General features: G+C 67.3%; 22 protein-coding genes. 5 read left to right on the top strand and 17 right to left on the bottom strand.

Annotation, left to right across the window (positions count from 1 at the left end; translation table 11 throughout):
- Positions 1-20: 20 nt before the first annotated feature.
- The 5 genes from DFLDMN_RS26475 to DFLDMN_RS26495 form a co-directional block, all read right to left on the bottom strand.
- Complete coding sequence (locus DFLDMN_RS26475) at positions 21-2,201, bottom strand: heavy metal translocating P-type ATPase (RefSeq protein WP_423198712.1); 2,181 nt, start codon at positions 2,199-2,201, stop codon at positions 21-23.
- Between the two features lie 65 nt (positions 2,202-2,266).
- A complete protein-coding gene (locus tag DFLDMN_RS26480) occupies positions 2,267-2,515 on the bottom strand; it encodes a hypothetical protein (protein ID WP_423198713.1) in 249 nt (82 codons plus the stop codon).
- Between the two features lie 141 nt (positions 2,516-2,656).
- Positions 2,657-3,064: a VOC family protein gene (locus DFLDMN_RS26485; RefSeq protein ID WP_423198714.1), complete on the bottom strand. Its 408-nt coding sequence runs from the start codon at positions 3,062-3,064 to the stop codon at positions 2,657-2,659.
- 95 nt (positions 3,065-3,159) lie between these two features.
- Entirely contained in the window at positions 3,160-4,620 is a 1,461-nt protein-coding gene (locus DFLDMN_RS26490; RefSeq protein WP_423198715.1) for a heavy metal sensor histidine kinase, read from the bottom strand.
- On the bottom strand, positions 4,617-5,303 hold the full coding sequence (locus DFLDMN_RS26495; protein WP_423198716.1) for a heavy metal response regulator transcription factor: 687 nt from the start codon (positions 5,301-5,303) through the stop codon (positions 4,617-4,619). The genes DFLDMN_RS26490 and DFLDMN_RS26495 overlap by 4 nt, the downstream gene beginning before the upstream one ends.
- Before the next feature lie 376 nt (positions 5,304-5,679).
- Here DFLDMN_RS26495 and DFLDMN_RS26500 point away from each other — a divergent pair, with 376 nt between their 5' ends.
- Positions 5,680-6,183 (top strand): hypothetical protein, encoded by a 504-nt coding sequence (locus tag DFLDMN_RS26500; RefSeq protein WP_423198717.1) that lies wholly within the window; start codon positions 5,680-5,682, stop codon positions 6,181-6,183.
- Positions 6,184-6,313: 130 nt separating this feature from the next.
- On the opposite strand, the gene DFLDMN_RS26505 is transcribed toward DFLDMN_RS26500, so the two are convergent.
- On the bottom strand, positions 6,314-6,664 hold the full coding sequence (locus DFLDMN_RS26505) for a histone-like nucleoid-structuring protein (RefSeq protein WP_423198718.1): 351 nt from the start codon (positions 6,662-6,664) through the stop codon (positions 6,314-6,316).
- Positions 6,665-7,102: 438 nt separating this feature from the next.
- On the opposite strand from DFLDMN_RS26505, the gene DFLDMN_RS26510 reads away from it, so the two are divergent.
- Positions 7,103-7,339: a copper resistance protein CopQ gene (locus DFLDMN_RS26510; protein WP_423198719.1), complete on the top strand. Its 237-nt coding sequence runs from the start codon at positions 7,103-7,105 to the stop codon at positions 7,337-7,339.
- Here DFLDMN_RS26510 and DFLDMN_RS26515 read toward each other — a convergent pair.
- Positions 7,323-9,389: a putative bifunctional diguanylate cyclase/phosphodiesterase gene (locus DFLDMN_RS26515; RefSeq protein ID WP_423200585.1), complete on the bottom strand. Its 2,067-nt coding sequence runs from the start codon at positions 9,387-9,389 to the stop codon at positions 7,323-7,325. The two genes, DFLDMN_RS26510 and DFLDMN_RS26515, sit on opposite strands and share 17 nt — an antisense overlap.
- A 343-nt stretch (positions 9,390-9,732) precedes the next feature.
- On the opposite strand from DFLDMN_RS26515, the gene DFLDMN_RS26520 reads away from it, so the two are divergent.
- On the top strand, positions 9,733-9,915 hold the full coding sequence (locus DFLDMN_RS26520) for a glycine zipper 2TM domain-containing protein (protein WP_423198720.1): 183 nt from the start codon (positions 9,733-9,735) through the stop codon (positions 9,913-9,915).
- Between the two features lie 474 nt (positions 9,916-10,389).
- Here the strand turns inward: DFLDMN_RS26520 and DFLDMN_RS26525 are convergent, their stop codons facing one another.
- Genes DFLDMN_RS26525 through DFLDMN_RS26535 form a run of 3 tightly spaced genes read right to left on the bottom strand, consistent with a single transcriptional unit; the run spans position 10,390 to position 12,996 of the window.
- The gene (locus DFLDMN_RS26525) at positions 10,390-11,562 is read right to left on the bottom strand and encodes an acyl-CoA dehydrogenase family protein (protein WP_423198721.1); all 1,173 of its coding nucleotides are present in this window, start codon (positions 11,560-11,562) and stop codon (positions 10,390-10,392) included.
- Between the two features lie 31 nt (positions 11,563-11,593).
- Positions 11,594-12,586: a Bug family tripartite tricarboxylate transporter substrate binding protein gene (locus tag DFLDMN_RS26530; RefSeq protein ID WP_423198722.1), complete on the bottom strand. Its 993-nt coding sequence runs from the start codon at positions 12,584-12,586 to the stop codon at positions 11,594-11,596.
- A 23-nt stretch (positions 12,587-12,609) separates the two neighbouring features.
- Positions 12,610-12,996: a cupin domain-containing protein gene (locus tag DFLDMN_RS26535; RefSeq protein WP_423198723.1), complete on the bottom strand. Its 387-nt coding sequence runs from the start codon at positions 12,994-12,996 to the stop codon at positions 12,610-12,612.
- 112 nt (positions 12,997-13,108) lie between these two features.
- Between DFLDMN_RS26535 and DFLDMN_RS26540 the strand changes: the two genes are divergently transcribed.
- Positions 13,109-13,345, top strand: a complete 237-nt coding sequence (locus DFLDMN_RS26540) for a hypothetical protein (RefSeq protein WP_423198724.1) — start codon at positions 13,109-13,111, stop codon at positions 13,343-13,345.
- Between the two features lie 15 nt (positions 13,346-13,360).
- Positions 13,361-14,161, top strand: a complete 801-nt coding sequence (locus DFLDMN_RS26545; RefSeq protein WP_423198725.1) for an IclR family transcriptional regulator — start codon at positions 13,361-13,363, stop codon at positions 14,159-14,161.
- 47 nt (positions 14,162-14,208) lie between these two features.
- Here DFLDMN_RS26545 and DFLDMN_RS26550 read toward each other — a convergent pair whose 3' ends face one another.
- The 7 genes from DFLDMN_RS26550 to DFLDMN_RS26580 form a co-directional block, all read right to left on the bottom strand.
- On the bottom strand, positions 14,209-14,661 hold the full coding sequence (locus DFLDMN_RS26550) for an excinuclease ATPase subunit (protein WP_423198726.1): 453 nt from the start codon (positions 14,659-14,661) through the stop codon (positions 14,209-14,211).
- Positions 14,662-14,775: 114 nt separating this feature from the next.
- On the bottom strand, positions 14,776-16,005 hold the full coding sequence (locus DFLDMN_RS26555) for a beta-ketoacyl-[acyl-carrier-protein] synthase (protein ID WP_423198727.1): 1,230 nt from the start codon (positions 16,003-16,005) through the stop codon (positions 14,776-14,778).
- Entirely contained in the window at positions 16,002-16,733 is a 732-nt protein-coding gene (gene fabG, locus DFLDMN_RS26560) for an SDR family oxidoreductase (RefSeq protein WP_423198728.1), read from the bottom strand. The genes DFLDMN_RS26555 and fabG overlap by 4 nt, the downstream gene beginning before the upstream one ends.
- Positions 16,730-17,191, bottom strand: a complete 462-nt coding sequence (locus tag DFLDMN_RS26565; RefSeq protein ID WP_423198729.1) for a hypothetical protein — start codon at positions 17,189-17,191, stop codon at positions 16,730-16,732. The genes fabG and DFLDMN_RS26565 overlap by 4 nt, the downstream gene beginning before the upstream one ends.
- Before the next feature lie 50 nt (positions 17,192-17,241).
- Complete coding sequence (locus DFLDMN_RS26570; RefSeq protein ID WP_423198730.1) at positions 17,242-18,432, bottom strand: beta-ketoacyl-ACP synthase; 1,191 nt, start codon at positions 18,430-18,432, stop codon at positions 17,242-17,244.
- The gene (locus DFLDMN_RS26575; protein WP_423198731.1) at positions 18,429-18,908 is read right to left on the bottom strand and encodes a DUF3261 domain-containing protein; all 480 of its coding nucleotides are present in this window, start codon (positions 18,906-18,908) and stop codon (positions 18,429-18,431) included. Before DFLDMN_RS26575 ends, DFLDMN_RS26570 begins: the two co-directional genes overlap by 4 nt.
- 143 nt (positions 18,909-19,051) lie before the next feature.
- Positions 19,052-20,290, bottom strand: coding sequence for an NAD(P)/FAD-dependent oxidoreductase (locus DFLDMN_RS26580; protein ID WP_423198732.1), 1,239 nt, complete (start codon positions 20,288-20,290; stop codon positions 19,052-19,054).
- Positions 20,291-20,301: the final 11 nt, after the last annotated feature.

Consider the following 20,301-nt stretch of genomic DNA (forward strand, 5'->3'; position numbering starts at 1 on the left):
GCACTGCGACGCGCCGCGTATTACACGCGCTGCCGGGTCAAGCGCAAGCCGTTGAACACCACCAGCAGGCTCGCGCCCATATCGGCGAACACCGCCATCCACATCGTGCCCATGTCCATCACCGTCAGCACGAGAAACACGGCCTTGATGCCCAGCGCAAGCGCGATGTTCTGACGCAGGATTGCGGAGGTCCGGCGCGACAGCCGCACGAAGGTCGGGATCTTGCGCAAGTCGTCGTCCATCAGCGCCACGTCGGCGGTCTCGATGGCGGTATCGGTGCCGGCCGCGCCCATCGCAAAGCCGATATCCGCGCGCGCCAGTGCCGGCGCATCGTTGATGCCATCGCCGACCATCGCCACCTGTTGCCCATGCGTGCGCACCTGCGCGGACAGCGCCGCGATCGCATCGGCCTTGTCCTGCGGCATCTGGTTGCCGCGCACCTCGTCGATACCGACCTCGTTGCCGATGGCGCTGGCGGTATGCGGGTTATCGCCCGACAGCATCAGCGTGCGGATGCCCAGCGCATGCAGTTCGGCAATCGCCTGGCGGCTGGTCTCGCGCACCGTATCGGCCACGCCGAACAGCATCGTCACGGCCGGCTTGTCCGCCATGCTGGCCAGCAGCACGATCGTCTTGCCCTGGCGTTCGATCGCCTCCAGCCGCGCCTCCAGCGCGGGCGAGCATGCGCCCATATCGTGGATCAGGCGGTGATTGCCGAGACAATACAGCGTGCCGTCGACACGGCCGCGCACGCCCTGCCCGGCCAGTGCCTCGAATTCGCTTACCTCGCGCGTCACGACACCGTCGGCGCGCGCGGCATCGGCCACGGCGCGCGAGACCGGATGATCCGAGCGCGCGGCCAGACTGGCGGCCACCATGCGCGCATAGGCGGCGTCCGGATGGGCGCCGGTGGCTTCGTCAGTGCCGTTGGCCCCGGCGGCAAGACCGGCATCCGCACCGCTGCCCGCGGGGTCCACCAGGCTCGCCATATCGGTCTGCGCGGGCTTGCCGTGCGTAAGTGTGCCGGTCTTGTCGAGCGCCAGCCAGGCCAGCTGGCGGCCCTGCTCCAGATAGACGCCGCCCTTGATCAGGATGCCGCGGCGGGCCGCGGCGGCGAGGCCGCTGACGATCGTCACCGGGGTCGAGATCACCAGCGCGCACGGACAGGCAATTACCAGCAGCACCAGCGCCTTGTAGATCCATGCATGCCATGCCCCGCCCATCCACAACGGCGGCACCGCCGCCACCGCGAGTGCAATCGCAAACACCGCCGGCGTATAGATGCGGGCAAATCGGTCGACAAAGCGTTGCGTCGGCGCGCGGCTGCCCTGCGCGGCCTCCACGGCGTGGATGATACGGGCAAGCGTGGAGTCGCTGGCCGGCGCCGTCACCTCATATTCGAGTTCGCCCGACTGGTTGATCGAGCCCGCATAGAGCGGATCTCCCGCGCTCTTGTCGACCGGCACGCTTTCGCCGGTAATGGGCGCCTGGTCGAGTGCCGATTGCCCGCGCACCACCCGGCCATCGAGCGCGACGCGCTCACCGGGCCGCAAGCGCACCAGCGCACCGACCGCCACCGCGCGCGCGGGCACCGCCTGCCAGGCCCCATCGGGCTGGCGCACGGTGGCCTGCTCGGGCGCCATCGCCATCAGCCCGCGAATGGCATTGCGCGCGCGATCGAGCGAAGCCGCCTCGATGCGCTCGGCCAGCGCAAACAGCACCATGACCATGGCCGCTTCCGGCCACTGCCCGATCAGCATGGCGCCGGTGACCGCGATACTCATCAGGGCGTTGATATTGAGGTTGCCATTGCGGACCGCGATCCAGCCCTTGCGATAGACGCCGAGACCGGCGATGGCGATGGTCGCCAACGCCAGGGCGGCCGGCAGCCACGGCGTGGCAATGCCGAACCACTCGGCCGCCTCGGCCCCGAGCGCGGTCACGCCGGCCACGGCCAGCGGCCACCACGATGCCGCGGGCGCGGCACGGTCGGCCTCCGCCTCGGACGCGGCGTCCGCCCCGGCCGGCAGCGGTTCCGCCTTCATGCCAAGGGTGCCGATAGCCCGCACCAGAACGTCGGTGGCATCGAGGGTGTGATGCACGGTCAGGATCCGTTGCATCAGGTTGAAATCGAGCGCCGACACGCCGGCCATGCCGCCAAGCTTGTTGCGGATCAGCGTTTCCTCGGTGGGGCAGTCCATCGCGTCGATGCGATAACGCGCGGCCCGCGTGCCGGACGGGGCCGCCAGCGGCGCACGGGGCGACGTCAGCGTCGCGGCAGCGCCACAGCCACCACCGCAGCACGCCGGCGCGGCGGCAGCGGCGGCAGCGGTGGCAGCGGTGACAACAGGTGCGTGGGTGTGGCCCGGGTGCGCGTGGCCGTGATCGTGATCGTGATGATGGCCATGGGCGTGCACATCGTCGCCAGGGCCATGGCCGTGGTCATCGTGCGCATCGTGGTCATGGCCATGGTCGTGGCCGTGGGGGGCGCCGCCATGGGCATGATCGTGCTCACACGCGGTATCGTGGCGGGAATGCGGGTAGTCGTTTGCTTGACCGTCAGCAGGGTGGCGAGCCATTCCAGGTTCCGTTTGCTTGTGTCCTGTCTGGCATTGAAGACCCTGTAGCGGCTACAGAGTCAAGCGCGGCAATCCCGTCACTGCTCGCAATTGACCATCCACATCAGGCCGAAACGGTCCGTTACCATGCCGAAACCCTCGGCCCAGAAGGTCTTCTGGAACGGTACGGTCACCTGGCCGCCCTCGGCAAGCGCCTGGAAAATGCGTTCTCCCTCGGCCTTGGGCACACCGCTCACGGACATCGAGAACCCCGCGAACGCGGGTGCCTCGCCCATCATGCCGTCGGACGCCATGATCTGGTTGTTGCCAATGGTGACATTGGCGTGCATGACCTTGTCGGCCCACTCGGGCGCGGTGGGATGGTCGCCCTGCGGCGTGTCCTTGAAGCGCATCAGGAATGTCACGCTGGCGCCGAGCACCTTGCCATAGAACGCCATGGCTTCGTCAAAGCGTCCACCAAAGTTCAGATACGGCTGTACATCCATGCTGTCATCTCCTTTGTTCGACGGGCCGCATGGCGCGGCCTTGCATTACGTTCCCCAACTTGCCGGCATCGACTTGCCGGCATCCGTGCGCGTGCTTACGTGGCAACGGCCTTGCGGCCGGGCGCATCGTCAGGAAACTGGAGCTCGAATTCGGTCTGCCCTTCCTGACTGCGTACGGTGACGCTGCCGCCATGCAGCCGCATGATGGTATCGACGATGGCCAGCCCGAGGCCGGTCGAGGTCGCCGAATTGCGGCGCGACGGATCGGCGCGGAAAAACCGGCCGAACAGGTGCGGCAAGGCCTCCGTGGCAATCGGGGGGCCGGCATTGGCGATGCGGATATCGGTGTGACCCGAGCGCGCTCGCAGGACCGCAAGCTTCACCGTAGTGCCCGCCGGCGCATGACGCAAGGCATTGTCGAGCAGATTGGTAATGGCGCGCCGCAGCAGCGTCTGATCGGCATGCACGGTCGCGGCGCCCGTAATGGTGAGCGTGAGGTCGCGCTCGGCGGCCACGGCATCGAAATATTCCGCCACCTTGTCGAGCTCCGCACGCGCATCGAGCGACTTCTGGTCGAGCGCCACCTGCGCATGATCCGCGCGCGCGAGAAACAGCATGTTCTCGATCATGCGTGCCAGCCGCTCGTATTCCTCCAGGTTCGATTCGAGCAGCGCCTGGTACTCGGCCGGACTGCGCCGCTGCGCGAGCGTGACCTGGGTCTGCCCGACCAGATTGCTGATGGGCGTGCGGAAGTCGTGCGCCAGGTCGGCCGAAAAGGTGGATAACCGCGTAAAGCTGTCCTGCAGGCGGGCCAGCATGTCGTTGAGCGCGCCGGCCAGCTCGCGCAACTCGGCTGGGGCGTTGCCCACATCGAGTCGCGTGGCCAGGCGGCTGGTGGTCACGGCGGCGGCGTCATCGGCCATGCGCCGCAGCGGCAGCAGGCCGCGCCGCGCGAGCAGAAAGCCCAGCGCCGCCGCCACGATGGCGCCGCACAGCGTGGCGCCGAGCAGCTGGTTGCGATATTCGCGCATCAGCGTCACGCGCGAGCCGGCATCGCTCAACGCGAGAATCTCGACGGTGCGGCCGGTATGCCCCACCTCGCCGAGCGCCGCCAGACCGCGTGACGGCGCGCCGCTGGAAGGCCGCCACGATTCGAGCATCGAGCGGTCGGGCGTAACCGAGACGCCATGCACGCGCAGGCGCGGCAGGATCTCATTGCGCGGATTGAGCGTGATCAGCGGCTCGCCGTCGCGTGTGCGCACGACCAGGATCAGGCCCTCGTGCCCCATCGCGATATCGGCAAAGCGATGCGTATCGGCACGGATCTCGGTCTCGCTTTCCACCTCGCGCAGCAGGTGACGTACGCGCAGAACCTCGCTCACGAGCTCGCTGTCGGCATGGCCCTGCAGCTGGCTTTCCAGCGCGCTGGACAGGTACGCGGCCACGCCGACCAGGATCGCCACCGTGGTCAGGCCATAGGCCAGCGCAAGCCGCGCCGTGAGCGAGGACAGGTGCAGTCGCACCCAGGCACGCAGCCAGCCGCGCGAGGGGCTCATTCTTCCTCGACGTCGTCGAGCACGTAACCCATGCCGCGGCGCGTATGGATCAGCTTGTGCGGAAACGGGTCGTCGACCTTGGCACGCAGCCGCCGGATCGAGACATCGACCACATTGGTATTGCTGTCGAAGTTCATGTCCCACACCTGGGAGGCGATCAGCGAGCGCGACAGCACCTCGCCGCGCCGGCGCGCCAGCAGTTGCAGCAGCGCGAATTCCTTCGAGGTAAGGTCGATGCGCTGACCGGCGCGCGTGACGCGGCGGCGGATGGCGTCGATCTGCAGGTCCGCCACCTCCATGAACTCGCTTTCACGCAGCGGCCCGCGCCGCAGGATGGTGCGGATGCGCATGACCAGTTCGGCAAACGCGAACGGCTTGACCATATAGTCGTCGGCGCCGAGCTCCAGGCCCTTGAGGCGGTCGGTCAGTTCGTCGCGGGCGGTCAGGCACAGTACCGGGGTGTCCTTGTTGTCCTTGTCGCGGCGCAATTCGCGCAAGACCTGCCAGCCGTCCACCCCGGGCAGCATGACGTCGAGCACGATCAGGTCGTAGTGCTGGCCGCGTGCATGGGCCAGGCCGTCGATGCCATCGCGCGCGAGGTCCGCCACAAAGCCGGACTCGGTCAGTCCCTTGAGCAGGTAATCGCCTGCCTTGGGCTCGTCTTCCACGATCAGGATGCGCATGGCCAATCACTCCGGGACGGCTCGCCGTGCCGCCCCTGTCTTCCATTGTTCGGAACAGCACGATAGCCGAGGATCGGCCCGTCCGGCAAAACATTGCAAAAATGTCACGTCGCCGTGGCAGCCGCGACGCGGCAAAGACAGTACAATCCCGCAAATTCGCATGGCGCGGCGATGCGGGGCGCCCTCAGAGGATCCGATCAGGCGGTCCGACTACGCCGATTGCGCCGATTGCGCCGATTGCGCCGATTGCGCCAACACGCGATTGGGCTACCGCTACCGTTACCGTTACCGACCGCTCGTGCGCGCCAATCCTCGATTCCATTCTTGATCGCGCCGCCCTTTGACGCCCTTTGATTCACTATCCGGCCCCGGCCTCATGAAACGACTGTCCGCCAGCTTCCTGTTATGTCTTGCCATGTTCGCGTTGCCCACCCAGGGTGCCGCAGCGGCTGTCATGATGGTTTGCAGCAAGATCGAGGCGGTGGGCCTGTCGATGCCCGAACGGCACGCGGCGATCAAGGCGGAAGCCGAAGCCGAGCTCGAAGCGGGCCGCGCGCACTGTGCCACGCCGGCGCACGCATCGGCTGTCGATGCCGCCGAAGACCTGCCGCAGTGGCGTGACGCCACTGGCCATCCTGGCGAAGGCGCCATGCCTCACGGCGCGCACCATGGTGGCCGCCATGCCACCCAACACGTCGCGGGCAGTTGCAGCGCATGCCCGTCCTGTGCCGCCAGCGCGATGCCGCTGCCGGAAATTCCCGCCGTGGCACTGATGCACCAGCGCCACGTCGCCCCCCTGGCCGCTCCGGCTATCTTCGCCAGCTATGCTTCCCTCCTGGCGCCTCCCACGGCCGAACGGTTGCCTGCCCGCGCCTGCTGACACCGCGCGGTGCGTCCGTCGCACCGGTCCGGTCCGCGCTGAACGCGCAACCTGAACGTGCAACCTGAACGCGCAACGTTTCCATGCGATCCCCGGCGCGCGCGCCGGCATGCCGACGCTCAGTCGACGCTCAGTCGACGCGATAGAAATCGATCGACTGGCCGGCGTTGACCGCGCGTTGCAGCCAGTCCGGATATTCCCCGGTACCGTCCCACGTCTGCCCCATCGCGTTGCGGTACAACGGCGTGGCGCGGGCCGGCGTGGCTGCTCCCGCGGCCTCGCTGTCGCGAGGCTCATGGCCGCCGCGGCCTTCGTGGCCCTCGTGGCCTTCCAGGCCCTCATGGCCGTCAGCGCCCTCGTCGCCCTCCAGATGGGCAAAACAGCCTGCCTCGACCAGATCGTCGAAGGTCAGACCATGGCGATCCATCTGCTCGTGGATCCAGGTCACGGCGGCTTGCTTGGCTGATTCGGACTCGGACATGACTTTTGTGATGGGCCGCCACGCACGGGCTGGCCGATGAAAAACTTGGACGGAGGCGGCCCGGTTTTGGCTTAACTAGTTGTCGCGCAAGTTGGTTTTCGCTCGACACACCGGGATGAACACGGGACGAGCCCTGCTGAACCCCGGGCTCGCGCGCCAGCGGGTCGACGCTGGGTCAGACAGGATTCTACAGGGTGTTTGCTCCCCAGTCCCCACGTCAGAGGGGTCAGGATTGCGACTTTCACGCCGAGGGGGCCCGCTTCCTGCAATTTTTCCGTCGGGATTTGCGGCATGACAGCAATGTCATCGCGCAGTCATGCTGACGTGGGCGCGTTATTTCTAAACTGGCTCCGTGATCGACAAGGGCAGCCCGGGCATCCGGCCCGGCCCGCTTTCGATCCTCCGTCCCCCACGCTTTGCCATTTCAAGGAGCTCACCATGCGAACGTTCAGACATGTCCTGCTGTCCACCACGTTGCTCGCCACGCTGGCCGGCACCGCGGGCCTGGCCAATGCGGCGACGCGCGCCGCCGACCCCTATACCGATGGTGCGCGCGTCGGCGCGCGCGACCCCTTTACCGACGGCGCCCGCGGCGTGCACGATCCGCGCAGCGCCTTTACCGATGGCGCCCGCTCGGTGCACGAGACGCGCGACCCGTTCACGCAGGGCGGCTGACCTGCACCGGGAACTGCTCGGCAGGCATCGGCCGGCCGAGCAGGTAGCCTTGCAACGCGTCGCAGCCGAGTCCGGCCAGAAACGCCTGCTGCGCCGCGGTTTCCACCCCTTCGGCCACCACCTTGAGGTTCAGGGTGCGGCCGAGCGCGACGATCGCCGAGACGATGGCCGCGTCCTCTGAATCCTCCTCCAGTTCCCGTACAAAGCCGCGATCGATCTTGAGCTCGCTGGCGGGAATCCGCTTCAGGTGCAGCAGGCTCGAATAGCCCGTGCCGAAATCGTCGATGGCGATACGCACGCCCATGTCATCGAGTTGCGTGAGAATGGCCAGGCTGGTCTCCACGTCGCGCATCGCCGTGCTTTCCGTGATCTCCAGGGTCAACGCCGCCGGCGGTACGCCATGGCGCGCGATCGCCCCCGCCACCGCATCGACCATTCCCACATGACAGAACTGCAGCGCCGACAGGTTGACGGCGATCGACAACGAGGTGCGCCCCGCCGCGTGCCATACCGATAGCTGGCGGCACGCCTCGTCGAGAACCCAGTTGCCGATGGCGACGATGGCGCCGGTCTTCTCCGCCAGCGAAATGAACTGGTCCGGCATGAGCTGGCCCTGCGTGGGGTGGTTCCAGCGCAGCAGCGCTTCGGCGCCGATCAGCGTCTGGCCATCGGCCGAATACTTGGGCTGGTAGTGCAGCTGAAGCTGGTTCTGCCTGAGCGCGGCGCGCAAGTCCTGCAGCAGCGTCTGCTGCGCGCGGGCCTGGTGGTTCATCGAGCGTTCGAAGAAGCAGTACGCGTTGCGCCCGCTCGCCTTGGCGTGGTACATGGCGGCGTCCGCATTGGTCATCAGCGTATCCTGGTCGGCGCCGTCGGCCGGATGCAGCGCGATGCCGATGCTTGCGGACACATGCAACCCCAGCCCACCCACGTGCACGGTTTCGCGCAGCGCGGCCAGCAGCGATTCGGCGACCACGCCGGCATCCTCGGGCTCGTCCACGCGTGTCAGCAGCACGAATTCGTCGCCGCCCACGCGTGAAACGGTGTCCCCCGAACGCATGCCGGCACACAGCCGGCCGGCAATCTCCACCAGCAGCGCGTCGCCGACGTGGTGGCCGTAGGTATCGTTGATCCCCTTGAAGCCGTCGAGGTCGACAAACAGCACGGCAAAGCGGCCCTGCTGGCGCACGCTGGCCTGGATCACCTGCTGGAAGCGGTCGTCGAGCAGCGCACGGTTGGGCAGGCGCGTGAGCTTGTCGTGCAGCGCGAGGAATTCCAGTTCCTGGTTAGCCACGCCGAGCGCCCTGGCCATGAGCGAGGTTTGCATCTCGAGCCGCATGTCGAGAATCGACGTGATCAGCGCTACCGCGAGCACGCACACCGTGATCACCAGGATCGGCAGCGCCAGCGCGTTGCTGTCCACACCCGTGGTGGCGGCGCGGCAGATGCTGCCTGACGGGAATTGCGCGGCCGCCATGCCGGTGTAATGCATGGCCGCGATGGCACCGCCCATGATCACCGCCGCGCCCATGCGTAACTGATACACCCGCGGCATGTTGCGGCGCAGCCGGAAGGCAATCCAGAGCGCCGCCCCGGAAGCGGCCACCGCAATCAGGATCGACAGCGCAAACAGCGACGGATGGTAGGAAATACCAGGATCCATGCGCAGCGCCGCCATCCCTGTGTAATGCATGCTCGCCACGGCGCCGCCCAGCACCAGCGCACCCATCAGCAACCGTTGCCACGGCAGGTGCTCCTGGCAGACCAGGTGCAGCGCGAAGGCCGACGCCACGACGGCGATGGCGAGCGACAGCACGGTGATGCCCACGTCGTAGCCGAGCGGAATCGGCAGACGAAACGCCAGCATGCCGACGAAATGCATTGACCAGATCCCCAGGCCCATGGCCAGCGCGCCGCCGGCCAGCCACGCCTGCGCCTGGCGTGCGCGCGCGCTGGCAATGCGGCCCGCGAGATCGAGGGCCGTGTACGAAGCCAGTGTCGCCACCAGCAGCGAGAACAGGACGAGCAGCGCGTCGTAACTGGGGGACATCATCAGGATTGCGTCGGAAGGCATACGGGAAATCGGCCCGGCAAGGCGGACAACGGCAGGAAGAGGCGGACCTGCGCGCCGGCGCGGGCGCCGGATCGTACCCGCAATCGCGCGCGGCCTCGCACATTCCCCGGCGTCTGAAAGGGTTATCGGCAACTACCGCCGAGCCTGAAGAGGAGAGCGGCGCGGCGCGACTGAAACATTGCGCTACGACGCTTGACATGCCGACCGCCCGCCCGCGTTGCCGTCCGACGATTCCTACAACTCAATCGGCGGGCGCCGGAGAGGCCACGCGCGTCCGGGCGCCTATTCTGCAGACGTGTGAGGACGTTGCAGGAGACAGATCATGTGGAAGCGAATCGCAATGGCGCTCAGCGCGGGCGCATGCATGTGGGCACTGTCCGGCTGCACCTTGGGCGGCGCGGCCGCGGGTGGCTACGCGGGCCATGAACTGACCAACGGCAGCACGGCCGGTACGGTCGGTGGCGCGGTGGTCGGCGGCGTGATCGGCCACGAGCTCGGCAAGTAGTGCGCCAGTAGCCCGGCAGCAACCCCCGAATCGCTGGCAACAAGCCCCGGAAGGCACCGCTTTACTTCACCCGGCAGTATGTAAGGGCAGTACGTAAGAACAGGCAGTACGAAAGATTTCCGCGACCTGGACGGACGGGCAGGGTCCCCCAGAATCGCGCGGTGTGGTTCTTGATGGGAAGAATCCACCGCCACCGCCGCGCCTACGGCCTTCGTGTTTCATCGCTGAAAGGCGTCACGCTCGACACGGTGTTCGTGGCGCGGCGCGTGGGAAACCTGCAAGAGGAAGGCCCCGGATCGCTCGATCCGGGGCTTTTTTCATGCGGCCTCATGTCGATACGGTGGCGATACGGGGATCGGGGCCCATCCGTGCCATTCGTGCCATTCGTGCCATTCGTGCCATTCGTGCCGATGCGTGCCAATCTGTCGGGTCGTTTTCACTGCGCGCCGCCGACCCTCCGTCCACCCCGGCCCGCTAGTACGATTTGGGCAGCCCGAGCACGCGCTCGGCGATATGGCACATGATCAGCTGCGCGCTGACCGGGGCGATGCGCGGGATATAGGATTCGCGCAGATAGCGCTCGACGTGGTACTCGCGCGCATAGCCCATGCCGCCCAGCGTCAGCACGGCGGTCTGGCAGGCCTGGTGCGCCGCCTCGGCCGCGAGGTACTTGGCCGCGTTGGCTTCCGCGCCGCATGGCTTGCCGTGGTCATAGAGCCAGGCGGCCTTCCACACCATCATGTCCGCGGCTTCGAGCGCCATCCAGGCCTGCGCGAGCGGATGCTGGATGCCCTGGTTCTGCCCGATCGGACGGCCGAACACGGTGCGCTCGCGGGCGTAGCGCGTGGCGGCGTCCAGCGCGGCGCGGCCCAGTCCGACCGCCTCGGCGGCAATCAGGATGCGCTCGGGATTCAGGCCATGCAGGATGTACTCGAAGCCCCTGCCCTCATCGCCGATGCGATCCGCGGCCGGCACCATCAGGCCGTCGATAAACAGCATGTTGGAGTCGACCGCCCCGCGCCCCATCTTGTCGATCTCGCGCACTTCCACGCGGTCGCGGTCGAGCCGCGTATAGAACAGGCTCAGCCCCTGGGTGGGCTTGGCCACCTGCTCCAGCGGCGTGGTGCGCGCCAGCAGCAGCATGCGCGTGGCCACCTGCGCCGTCGAAATCCAGATCTTGCGGCCATCCACGCGATAGGCAGCGCCATCGGTGGTGCGCACCGCCTGCGTCTTCAGGTGCGTGGTATCGAGCCCGGCATCGGGCTCGGTCACGGCAAAGCACGCCTTCTCCTGGCCGGCGATCAGCGGTGGCAAGGCGGCCTGCTGCTGCGCTTCGGTACCGAACACGACCACCGGATTCAGGCCGAACACGTTCATATGGATGGCCGAGGCGCCCGAGAAGCCGGCGCCGGAAGCCGACACCGTCTGCATGATCAGCGCCGCCTCGGTGATGCCGAGCCCCGCGCCGCCATACTGCTCGGGCATCGCAATGCCGAGCCAGCCCGCGCCCGCCATCGCCTGGTGAAACGCGTGCGGAAACTCGTGGCGGGCGTCGAGCCCGGCCCAGTAGTCGGGGCCGAAGTCGCCGCAAAGCTGCGCGACGGCCTCGACGATGGCGTTCTGTTCGGGAGTTCGTTCGAAATTCATGCTGCGCCTTACGCTCGCTGGTTTGCCCGCCCTACTCGGGCTGAATGCCCGCGTCCTTGACCAGCCGGGTCCACTTGACCAGTTCGCTGTTTACGAACGCGGCGAACTGCTGCGGCGACTGCCCGAACGCTTCGAAACCGAGCGCCTCGAACTTGGGCGCCGCCTCCTTGCTGGCCGCGATCTTCGACAGCTCGCGGTTGAGGCGGTCGACGATCGGCGCGGGCATGCGCGCTGGTGCGAATACGCCGTTCCAGGAGGTAATGTCGAAGCCCTTGAGCTCAGGCGTATCGCCGATCGGCGGCAGATCGGGCAGCAGCCGGCTGCGCTGCGCGGTGGTCACCGCCAGCGCGCGCATCTTGCCGGCCTTGACGTTGGCAATACCGGCCGCGACATCGACGAACATCATCGGCACCTGGCCCGCGATGACATCGGTCATGGCCGGCGGCGTGCTCTTGTATGGCACGTGCAACAGATCGATGCCGGCCATGCGACCGAAGGTGGCACCCGATACGATGCCGGTGCTGTTGCCGCTCGCATACGACATGCCCGGATGCGTCCTGGCGTACGCGATCAGCTCGGCGACGGACTTCACCGGGAGCTTCGGGTTGATCACGAGCATGAACGGCAGGTTGCCCATGCGGGCCACGGGCGTAAAGTCCTTGATCGGGTCGTAGGGCAGCTTCTTCATCAGCGACGGATTCGCCGAATGCGTCGTATTGGTGGTCATGAACAACGTGTAGCCATCGGGCGCGGACTGCGCCACCAGCTCTGCCGCGATCGCGCCATTGGCGCCGGGACGGTTGTCGACCACCACGTTCTGGCCGAGCGCGTCGCCAAGTTCCTTGGCGGTTATGCGCGCTACCGCATCGGTACCGCTGCCCGCGGCAAACGGCACCACCAGCCGGATCGGCCGGCTCGGATACGCATCGCTGCCCATGGACGGGGTCGCAAACAGCGCCGCGGGCAACGCCACGGCCAGGGTTGCCGCGGTCGCCGCCAGGCGCCGCAGATGGAATTTCCGCATGCTGGTCTCCTCCAGTGCTGTCGTTATGCCGCCGGGCGAATCACGCGATCCGGCGCTTCTTCGTATGGCGGTGCATAGATCACGAGCAGCTTGACCGGCTCCTCGCTGATCACGGTAAAGACATGCATCGCATCGGCGGGAAAGAAACAGCATTCGCCCGGCCCGAGCTCGCACACCTCGCCATTGACCTCGGCCCGTGCACGCCCTTCGAGGATGTAGCAAACCTGCTCGATGCCCGGATGCGCATGCGGCAGCGCACCCTTGCCGCGCTCGATGGTGCCGTGGATGACTTCGAGCTGGGTCGCTCCGACGTTATCGCGGCCGATAATGCGGCGATTGAGCGTGCCAATGTGATTGGCCGGATGATAGCCGGGGACGTCCTCGGTGCGGACGAAGTAGGTCTGCGTCATGGGGTGGGCTGTCTCCAACGGTGCATGCCAGCGCAAGGCATGCTAATTTTCATGTTTATGAATTTTATTTTATAGATATGAAAATCACGCCGTCAACGGGGGGAACCCTGAGGTGCGCCGCGCACGGCGGCGTGTGGCTTGGTCAACTGACATCATTATTCTCAATACAACAGTAAGACCGTCACGTATCATTCTGGCGTTCCAGCAGACGCGCACGCTGCAGGCGATCTTCGCCCGGCACGCGGACCAGATCCGTGCGGCCGGTCTCGGCGAGGACTGGACGGGCTTTCGCGGGGTCAGCCGCCTGGTCCACCTGCTGGTGCCGGCCGCGGCCGAGATCCGCGGCTGACGCTCCATCCCATCCATGGCCAAATCCTCTACCTCGGCAGCCAAGGCGCCGCCCGCCAATCCGACCGCAAGCCCCGCGACGAACGTCAAGACCGCGCTGCGCATCATCGAGATCATCGAGACCTTTGCGCGCGAGCGGCGCGCGCTCTCGCTATCGGAGCTGGCGCGCCTGCTGGCGGTGCCGGCCTCGAGCTGCCTCGCGCTGATCCGCACGCTGACGTCGCTGGGCTACCTGTACGAGACCGGGCGGCGCCAGGGCTATTACCCCACCGGCCGCCTGCTGGCGATGGCCCAGCAGATCGCGCGGCACGACCCCGTGCTCGACCGCGTCCACGACACCATGAGCGAATTGCGCGATGCGACCGGCGAGACCATCGTGATCGGCAAGCTGCATGAAGGCCAGGCGGTGCTCTATCTCGACGTCCTGGAGTCGCCGCATGCGATCCGCTATATCGCCACCGCGGGCGAGCGGCGCGAGCTGCATGCCAATTCCATCGGCAAGGCCCTGCTGGCGATGATGGACGACGCCGAGCGCACCACGCTGCTGGCGCAATTGCCGTTCGCACGCTTTACCGCGCGCACGCTGACCACGGCGGCCACGCTCGAAGCCGACCTGCGCCGCGCGCGCGAGCGCGGCGCCTTCGTCAACCTGAGCGAGTCGATGCCCGATGTCGGCGCACTGGCGTGGCCGGTCCGGCTATCGGGCGAGTGCTATGCCATTTCGATCGCGGGCCCGGTGTACCGCATCGAACCGAACCTCGAGCGGTACTCGGCCATGCTGCGCACCGCGTGCGCAACCCTGGAAAAGGTCAACTGAGCGGGCCTGGCCGCTTACTTGTCCCGTGCTTGTCGCTTACTTGTTGCTTACTTGTCGGCGACCTTGGCGTAGGTGCCCTTCATCGCCACGCCCACCACCACGGCGCCGGCGTGACATTCGAAGTCGTGAGCGTCGGCCACCTCGTTCTTCCTGTAGTAGCTGGCCATATCCACCACCGCATTCGCCCCCAGCGACTTGGCCTTGTCCTGGAACGCCACCAGCACCGACAGTGCGGCCCACTGGCAGGCCACCTCGTCGCTCTTGCCCACGCCATTGGTCTTCTTGTTGGAGACATCGCTTTCCATCTTGTTCAGCACCTTGGGCGTCTTCTCGCCTGCCAGGTAGAACTTGACGGAACCGTCGAGCTTTTCCTTCGCTTCCGGCAGCTCAAGGACGTCCTTGAACGGCAGCATGTACTTGGTATCGCGTGCCGCGGCGGGCGTGGCAAACAGCGTGCTGGCGCAGACCAGAGCGGCGGCAAGCGTGATGGCGTGTTTCATGACCTTCCTTTGTTGTGGTTGTGGAAAAGGGTACGGCAGGTTCAGGCAAACAGCAGGAACAGCAAAAAAAACAGCGGCTCGGGCCGGCCGGGACAGCCCGGCCAATGACGACTCTCAGCCTTCCCAGCGCCGGAACACCAGCGACGTATTGATGCCGCCAAACGCAAAGTTGTTGCTCATCACATACTCCGCGTCGATTTCGCGACCGGTGCCGACGATATGGTCCAGCGGCGCGCAGCGCGGATCCGGTGTGTCGAGGTTAGCCGTAGGCGCGAACCAGCCGTCGCGCATCATCTCGATCGTCATCCAGGCCTCCAGTGCGCCGCACGCGCCGAGCGTATGGCCCACGAAACTCTTGAGCGAGCTCACGGGCACGCGCTCGCCCAGCACGGCGTGCGTGGCGTGCGACTCGGCGATATCGCCATGATCGGTGGCGGTGCCGTGCGCGTTGACGTAGGCGATGCGCTCGGGGCCGATCTCCGCGTCGCGCAACGCCAGGCGCATCGCCATCGCCATGGTCTCCGCCTGAGGCTGCGTCACGTGCGTACCGTCGCTGTTGGTGCCATAGCCGACAATCTCCGCGAGGATCCTGGCGCCGCGCGCCTGTGCATGCTCCAGTTCCTCGAGCACCAGCGTGCCCGCGCCCTCGCCCAGCACCAGCCCGTCGCGCGCCGCATCGAACGGGCGCGGCGTGGTGTGGGGACGATCGTTGCACGTGCTGGTGGCAAACAGCGTATCGAACACCGCCGCTTCGGTCGCGTCGAGTTCCTCCGCACCGCCCGCCAGCATCGCTACCTGCCGTCCCGCGCGGATGGCCTCGAACGCATAGCCGATGCCCTGGCTGCCCGAGGTGCACGCGCTCGATGTCGTCACGATGCGGCCCTTGATACCAAAGAACACGCCGATATTGACGGCGGTGGTATGCGGCATCATGCGGATATATGTGGTGGCGCTGATGTCCTCGGTGGTGCGTTCGGTGATCATGCGGCCAAAATCGGCCACTGCCTGCGGCGTGCCCGTCGACGACCCATACGCAATGCCCATGTCGCCGCCGGTCACCAGCGGATCACCAAGCAGGCCGGCATCCTGCAGCGCCGCCTCGCTGGCCAGCACCGCCATCAGCGCCACCCGCCCCATCGCGCGCGTGAGCTTGCGCGTGTAATGCGGCGGCAGCGCGAACGGCGGCACCGGTGCGCCCAGCCGCGTGTTGAGGCCGCGGAAGTCTTCCCATTCCGGCATATTCACCACCGCCGTACGCCCGCTGGCCAGGCGTGCGCGCACGCTGGGCCAGTCGTTGCCGATGGCGCTGATGGCGCCGGCGCCCGTAATGACGACGCGCTTCATCCGAACATCCCCCCATTCACGGAAATGACCTGCCGCGTGATGTAGCCCGCGTCCGCCGACAGCAGGAAGGCCACGGTCGCCGCCACTTCATCCGGCGTGCCCATGCGGCGCGCCGGAATCATCTTCAACGCTTCCTCGCGCACGTGTGCCTCGACCATCTCGGTGTCGATCAGGCCCGGCGCCACGCAGTTGACCGTGATGGCGCGCTTGGCCAGCTCGATCGCGAGCGCCTTGGTGGCGCCGATAATGCCGGCCTTGGCGGCGCTGTAGTTGGTCTGCCCGCGATTGCCGACCAGTCCCGACACCGACGACAGCGTGACGATCCGACCCGGTTGCCGGCGCTGCACCATCGGCATCACGAGCGGGTTGAGCACGTTGTAAAAGGCATCGAGGTTGGTATGCACGACCTCGTCCCACTCCTCGCCGCTCATGGCCGGAAAGGCCGCGTCGCGCGCAATGCCGGCATTGCACACCACGCCGTAGTAGCAGCCATGCTCTTCGATATCCGCCAGCAGCACGCTGGCCGTCGCCTCGCGCTGGCCGATATCGAAGCTCAGCACGCGCGCGTTGCGGCCGAATGCGCGCACGGCATCGGCCACGGATTCCGCCTCGTCGCGGCTGGCGCGGCAGTGCACCACCACATCGTAGCCGTCGCGGGCCAGCCGCAGCGCGATGGCGCGGCCGATGCCGCGCGAGGAACCCGTGACCAGCACGGTCTTGGTCGTCATGGTTGCAATCCTTGCAGGAACGCCCGCGCGTCCGCGGGCTGGAATACCGAAACATTGGCGCGCGCGACCTCGCGGCCGGCGAGCAGGATGGTGCACGAGAACATGCCAAGCCCGTTGTCGCCGGCAAGTTCCAGGTTCACCTCGGTGAGCAGCACGCTGCCGACCGGAAACGCCGGCACCTCGCACACATAGCGCCGCGAGCCGAGCAGAAAGCCCAGCCCCGGCGGCTGGCCGGCCGCGCGGTCGCGCATGCCGGCCCAGGCGGCGATGGTCTGCGCCATATACTCGATGCCGACCCAGCCCGGCATACCGGCCTCGTCGACAAACAGCTGCGTCGCGCGCACCGTGGCGCGCGTGATGCACCGCTCGGCATCGGCCTGCACCAGCTCGTCGACCAGCCGCATGGCGCCGGCATGCGGCACGATCTCGGCGATCGGCGGCAGCGGATCCGGCGCCATCCCGGACCACCGCCCAGGCGGCGACGCGGGGGTCAACTTCGGTAGTTCGCTCATGCCGCCCCCATCAGCAGCACGCTGTTGCTGCCGCCAAACGCAAACGAATTGCTCATGACATGGCGCGGCGCACGGCCGAGCGCATCGTCGGCGCCTACCACCTGCAGCGCGGGCAGCGCCGGATCCACCGCGCCATCCCACCAGTGCGCGGGCAGCCGGCCGCGCGGATTGTCGGTCAGCGTCAGCCACATCAGCGCGGCCTCCACCGCGCCGGCACCGCCGAGCGCATGACCGGTCTGCGGCTTGGTGGAACTCACGGGCACGCGTGGCCCGAGCACATCGGCCACCGCGCGCGTTTCCATCGCATCGTTCTGCTCGGTAGCGGTGCCATGGAGATTCAGGTAATCGATGTCGGCGGCCGCCAGCCCCGCGCCCGCGAGGGCTTGTTGCATGGCCACGCGCGCCCCGGTGCCGCTTGGGTCGGGGGCCGACATATGGTGCGCGTCCGAGGTTTCGCCCCAGCCCGCCAGCCGCACCGGACCGGGCTCTCGCGACATCACGAACAGCGCGGCACCCTCGCCCAGGTTGATGCCATGGCGATGCAGCGAGAGCGGATTGCAGCGTTCCACGCTCACGGAATCGAGCGCGCGAAAACCGGCGATGGTAAAGCTGCACAACGTATCGACACCGCCCGCGATGGCAACATCGACCATGCCATGGCGCAGCAGCCGCGCCGCGCATGCGAGCGCCTTGGCACTCGACGAACACGCCGTCGACAGCGTATAGGCCGGCCCCGCGATGCCCAGCGTGGCCGCGAGGAATTGCGCGGGCGAGCCGAGTTCGAGCTGGCCATAGTGAAACGCCGGCGGCCACGCGCCCGCGCTCACGCGCGCGCGCACGGCGCGCTCCGCATCGCTGATGCCCGACGTGCTGGTCCCGAGCACCACCGCCACGCGGGCCGGGCCCACGCGCGCGATCGCCGCCGCCACCGCGGGACGCATGGCGTCCAGCGTGCGCAGCAGCAGCGCATTGTTGCGGCTGCGATGACGCGCCGGCGTATCGACGGGCAGGTCGGCGGCCGAGAGCGGCTCGCGCACGGTGCCGAGATGCAATGGCAGTCCGGGCGTATAGCGGTCGGTCAGCTCGCCCCCGGCCGGTCCATCGGTGCGCCACAGCGCGGCCCGCACGGCATCGTTGCCGCTGCCGAGCGCGCAGATGACGTTGCACGCGTTCAGATAGATTGTCATGGCTGCCCTCCTGTCCGCTGTAGCGTGCGGATCGTCAGCCGGTAGCCGGCGCGGCGCTGGTCGAACACCGTGGTGATGGCATCGGGATGACGCACCTCCGCCACGACCTCGTTACCCGCGCGCAGGCGGCGCACGTCGCCCATGTCCTCGACGTGCCAGCCAGCCGGCAAGACCGCCGCAATCGCCGGCACGGGCCAGAGCGACAGCTGCAGGTCACTGAGGATACGCTCCGGCACAAGTTCCGCGGGCGCCCACGGCGCGCGCGTCACATGCAGGTCGCGGCCATCCCAGTCGAGCCGCGCCAGGACCTGCCCGCCCGCCATCGCGGCGAGCCGGGTATGCGCGGCATCGGCCTCCAGCAGCGCCAGAATATCGCGCGTCTGCTCCCCCTGCGGCGACGGGTACTGCACGGTGATCTGTTGCTGGAGCTGCAGCGTGCGGCCAAGCGAAGCCGGCGGCAGACGCAGCAGCGGCATCGTCCCTGGCGCCGCGTCCGTGGCTGAGTCCGTGGCTGAGTCCGTGCCTTGTATCACGGCAGGCACCGCGCCCGGTTCCACCGGCGGCGCGCCGGCACACGCGCCGAGCAGCAGGACGGCGACCAGCCATGGGAGGGTATGTCTCAGCCCGTGCAAAGCTGCTCCAGCACACCCAGGCGGCGCCGCGACTCGGCCACGAACGGATTGTCGGTATCCCATGCATAGCCGGCCAGGATCGCCGAGATCATGCGGCGAATCTCGGGCGTGGCATGCGGATGGAAGATGACCTTCTGGAAACTGCCCTGGTACCACGCCTCGACGAAGGTGCGGAAGCAGGCGACACCGGCGCGCAGCGGGCGCGCAAAATCCTGCTCCCAGTCCACGGTTTCACCGGCCAGCTGGCGCATCAGGCAGGCGGTGGCCAGGCTCGCGGACTTGAACGCGATGGTCACGCCCGACGAGAACACCGGGTCGAGGAATTCGCCGGCATTGCCGAGCAGTGCGTAGCCGTTGCCCCACAGCGACCGGACATTGGCCGAGTAGCCGACGATCTGACGTGCGGGCGTATCCCAGTTGGCATCGCGCAGCAGCGACGCCAGGCCCGGCTCCTCGTTGCACAGTGTGCGCAGACGTTCGCTCTCGGTGCCGGTATAGCGGTCGAGGAAGGCCTTCTCGGCCACCACGCCCTGCGAGCAGCGCCCATCGGAGAACGGAATGGTCCAGTACCACACGTCCACATGCTCGGGGTGCACGCTGATGCGAATCTTGTTGCGATCGAACGTGCCCGGTGGAATGCGGTCCTCCACATGCGTGAAGATCGCCGCGCGCACCGGAAAGTTGGACGGCGACTCGAGCTGCAGCAGGCGCGGCAGAATGCGGCCGAAGCCGGACGCATCGAGCAGGAATTTTGCCTGCACGCGGTAGGGCTCGCCCTCGGGCGGGCGCACGGTCACCACCGGCTGCGCGCCGCCGACGTCCACCGCGTCCACTGCTTCCACCACATGACCGAAGCGCACGCGCGCGCCCTGCTTCTGCGCCTCGCGGATCAGCACATCGTCGAACGTCGCGCGCTGCACCTGGTAGGTCGTGCCCCAGCCCGGCGAGAACTTGTCGCGAAAATCGAAATCGGTATAGCGGTCGCCGCGCACGAACGAGGCGCCGTTCTTGTACTGGAAGCCGGCCTCGACCACGGCCTGCAGCATGCCGGCTTCCTCGATATACGCCATGCTTTGTGGCAGCAGGCTTTCGCCGATGGAAAAGCGGGGAAAGGTTTCCTTCTCGATGACCAGCACATCGATGCCGCGCTTGCGCAGCAGCCCTGCCGCCACCGAGCCCGCGGGCCCGGCGCCAACGATCAGTACTTCGGCCTGTTCAGTGTTCATGAGGCGACCTT

This window comes from Cupriavidus sp. H19C3 (assembly GCF_049393815.1).
GTDB lineage: Bacteria > Pseudomonadota > Gammaproteobacteria > Burkholderiales > Burkholderiaceae > Cupriavidus.

What these genes read in the sequence shown, in the direction of transcription:
- DFLDMN_RS26520 (WP_423198720.1), top strand. Translation starts at nt 9,733, where the DNA reads ATGTGGAAGCGAATCGCAATGGCGCTCAGCGCGGGCGCATGCATGTGG.
- DFLDMN_RS26475 (WP_423198712.1), bottom strand. Translation starts at nt 2,201, where the DNA reads ATGGACTGCCCCACCGAGGAAACGCTGATCCGCAACAAGCTTGGCGGC.
- DFLDMN_RS26565 (WP_423198729.1), bottom strand. Translation starts at nt 17,191, where the DNA reads ATGGCGCCGGATCCGCTGCCGCCGATCGCCGAGATCGTGCCGCATGCC.
- DFLDMN_RS26545 (WP_423198725.1), top strand. Translation starts at nt 13,361, where the DNA reads ATGGCCAAATCCTCTACCTCGGCAGCCAAGGCGCCGCCCGCCAATCCG.
- DFLDMN_RS26500 (WP_423198717.1), top strand. Translation starts at nt 5,680, where the DNA reads ATGAAACGACTGTCCGCCAGCTTCCTGTTATGTCTTGCCATGTTCGCG.
- DFLDMN_RS26525 (WP_423198721.1), bottom strand. Translation starts at nt 11,562, where the DNA reads ATGAATTTCGAACGAACTCCCGAACAGAACGCCATCGTCGAGGCCGTC.
- DFLDMN_RS26530 (WP_423198722.1), bottom strand. Translation starts at nt 12,586, where the DNA reads ATGCGGAAATTCCATCTGCGGCGCCTGGCGGCGACCGCGGCAACCCTG.
- DFLDMN_RS26575 (WP_423198731.1), bottom strand. Translation starts at nt 18,908, where the DNA reads ATGCCGCTGCTGCGTCTGCCGCCGGCTTCGCTTGGCCGCACGCTGCAG.
- DFLDMN_RS26490 (WP_423198715.1), bottom strand. Translation starts at nt 4,620, where the DNA reads ATGAGCCCCTCGCGCGGCTGGCTGCGTGCCTGGGTGCGACTGCACCTG.
- DFLDMN_RS26580 (WP_423198732.1), bottom strand. Translation starts at nt 20,290, where the DNA reads ATGAACACTGAACAGGCCGAAGTACTGATCGTTGGCGCCGGGCCCGCG.
- DFLDMN_RS26515 (WP_423200585.1), bottom strand. Translation starts at nt 9,389, where the DNA reads ATGATGTCCCCCAGTTACGACGCGCTGCTCGTCCTGTTCTCGCTGCTG.
- DFLDMN_RS26570 (WP_423198730.1), bottom strand. Translation starts at nt 18,432, where the DNA reads ATGACAATCTATCTGAACGCGTGCAACGTCATCTGCGCGCTCGGCAGC.
- DFLDMN_RS26510 (WP_423198719.1), top strand. Translation starts at nt 7,103, where the DNA reads ATGCGAACGTTCAGACATGTCCTGCTGTCCACCACGTTGCTCGCCACG.
- DFLDMN_RS26485 (WP_423198714.1), bottom strand. Translation starts at nt 3,064, where the DNA reads ATGGATGTACAGCCGTATCTGAACTTTGGTGGACGCTTTGACGAAGCC.
- DFLDMN_RS26505 (WP_423198718.1), bottom strand. Translation starts at nt 6,664, where the DNA reads ATGTCCGAGTCCGAATCAGCCAAGCAAGCCGCCGTGACCTGGATCCAC.
- DFLDMN_RS26495 (WP_423198716.1), bottom strand. Translation starts at nt 5,303, where the DNA reads ATGCGCATCCTGATCGTGGAAGACGAGCCCAAGGCAGGCGATTACCTG.
- fabG (WP_423198728.1), bottom strand. Translation starts at nt 16,733, where the DNA reads ATGACGACCAAGACCGTGCTGGTCACGGGTTCCTCGCGCGGCATCGGC.
- DFLDMN_RS26550 (WP_423198726.1), bottom strand. Translation starts at nt 14,661, where the DNA reads ATGAAACACGCCATCACGCTTGCCGCCGCTCTGGTCTGCGCCAGCACG.
- DFLDMN_RS26555 (WP_423198727.1), bottom strand. Translation starts at nt 16,005, where the DNA reads ATGAAGCGCGTCGTCATTACGGGCGCCGGCGCCATCAGCGCCATCGGC.
- DFLDMN_RS26535 (WP_423198723.1), bottom strand. Translation starts at nt 12,996, where the DNA reads ATGACGCAGACCTACTTCGTCCGCACCGAGGACGTCCCCGGCTATCAT.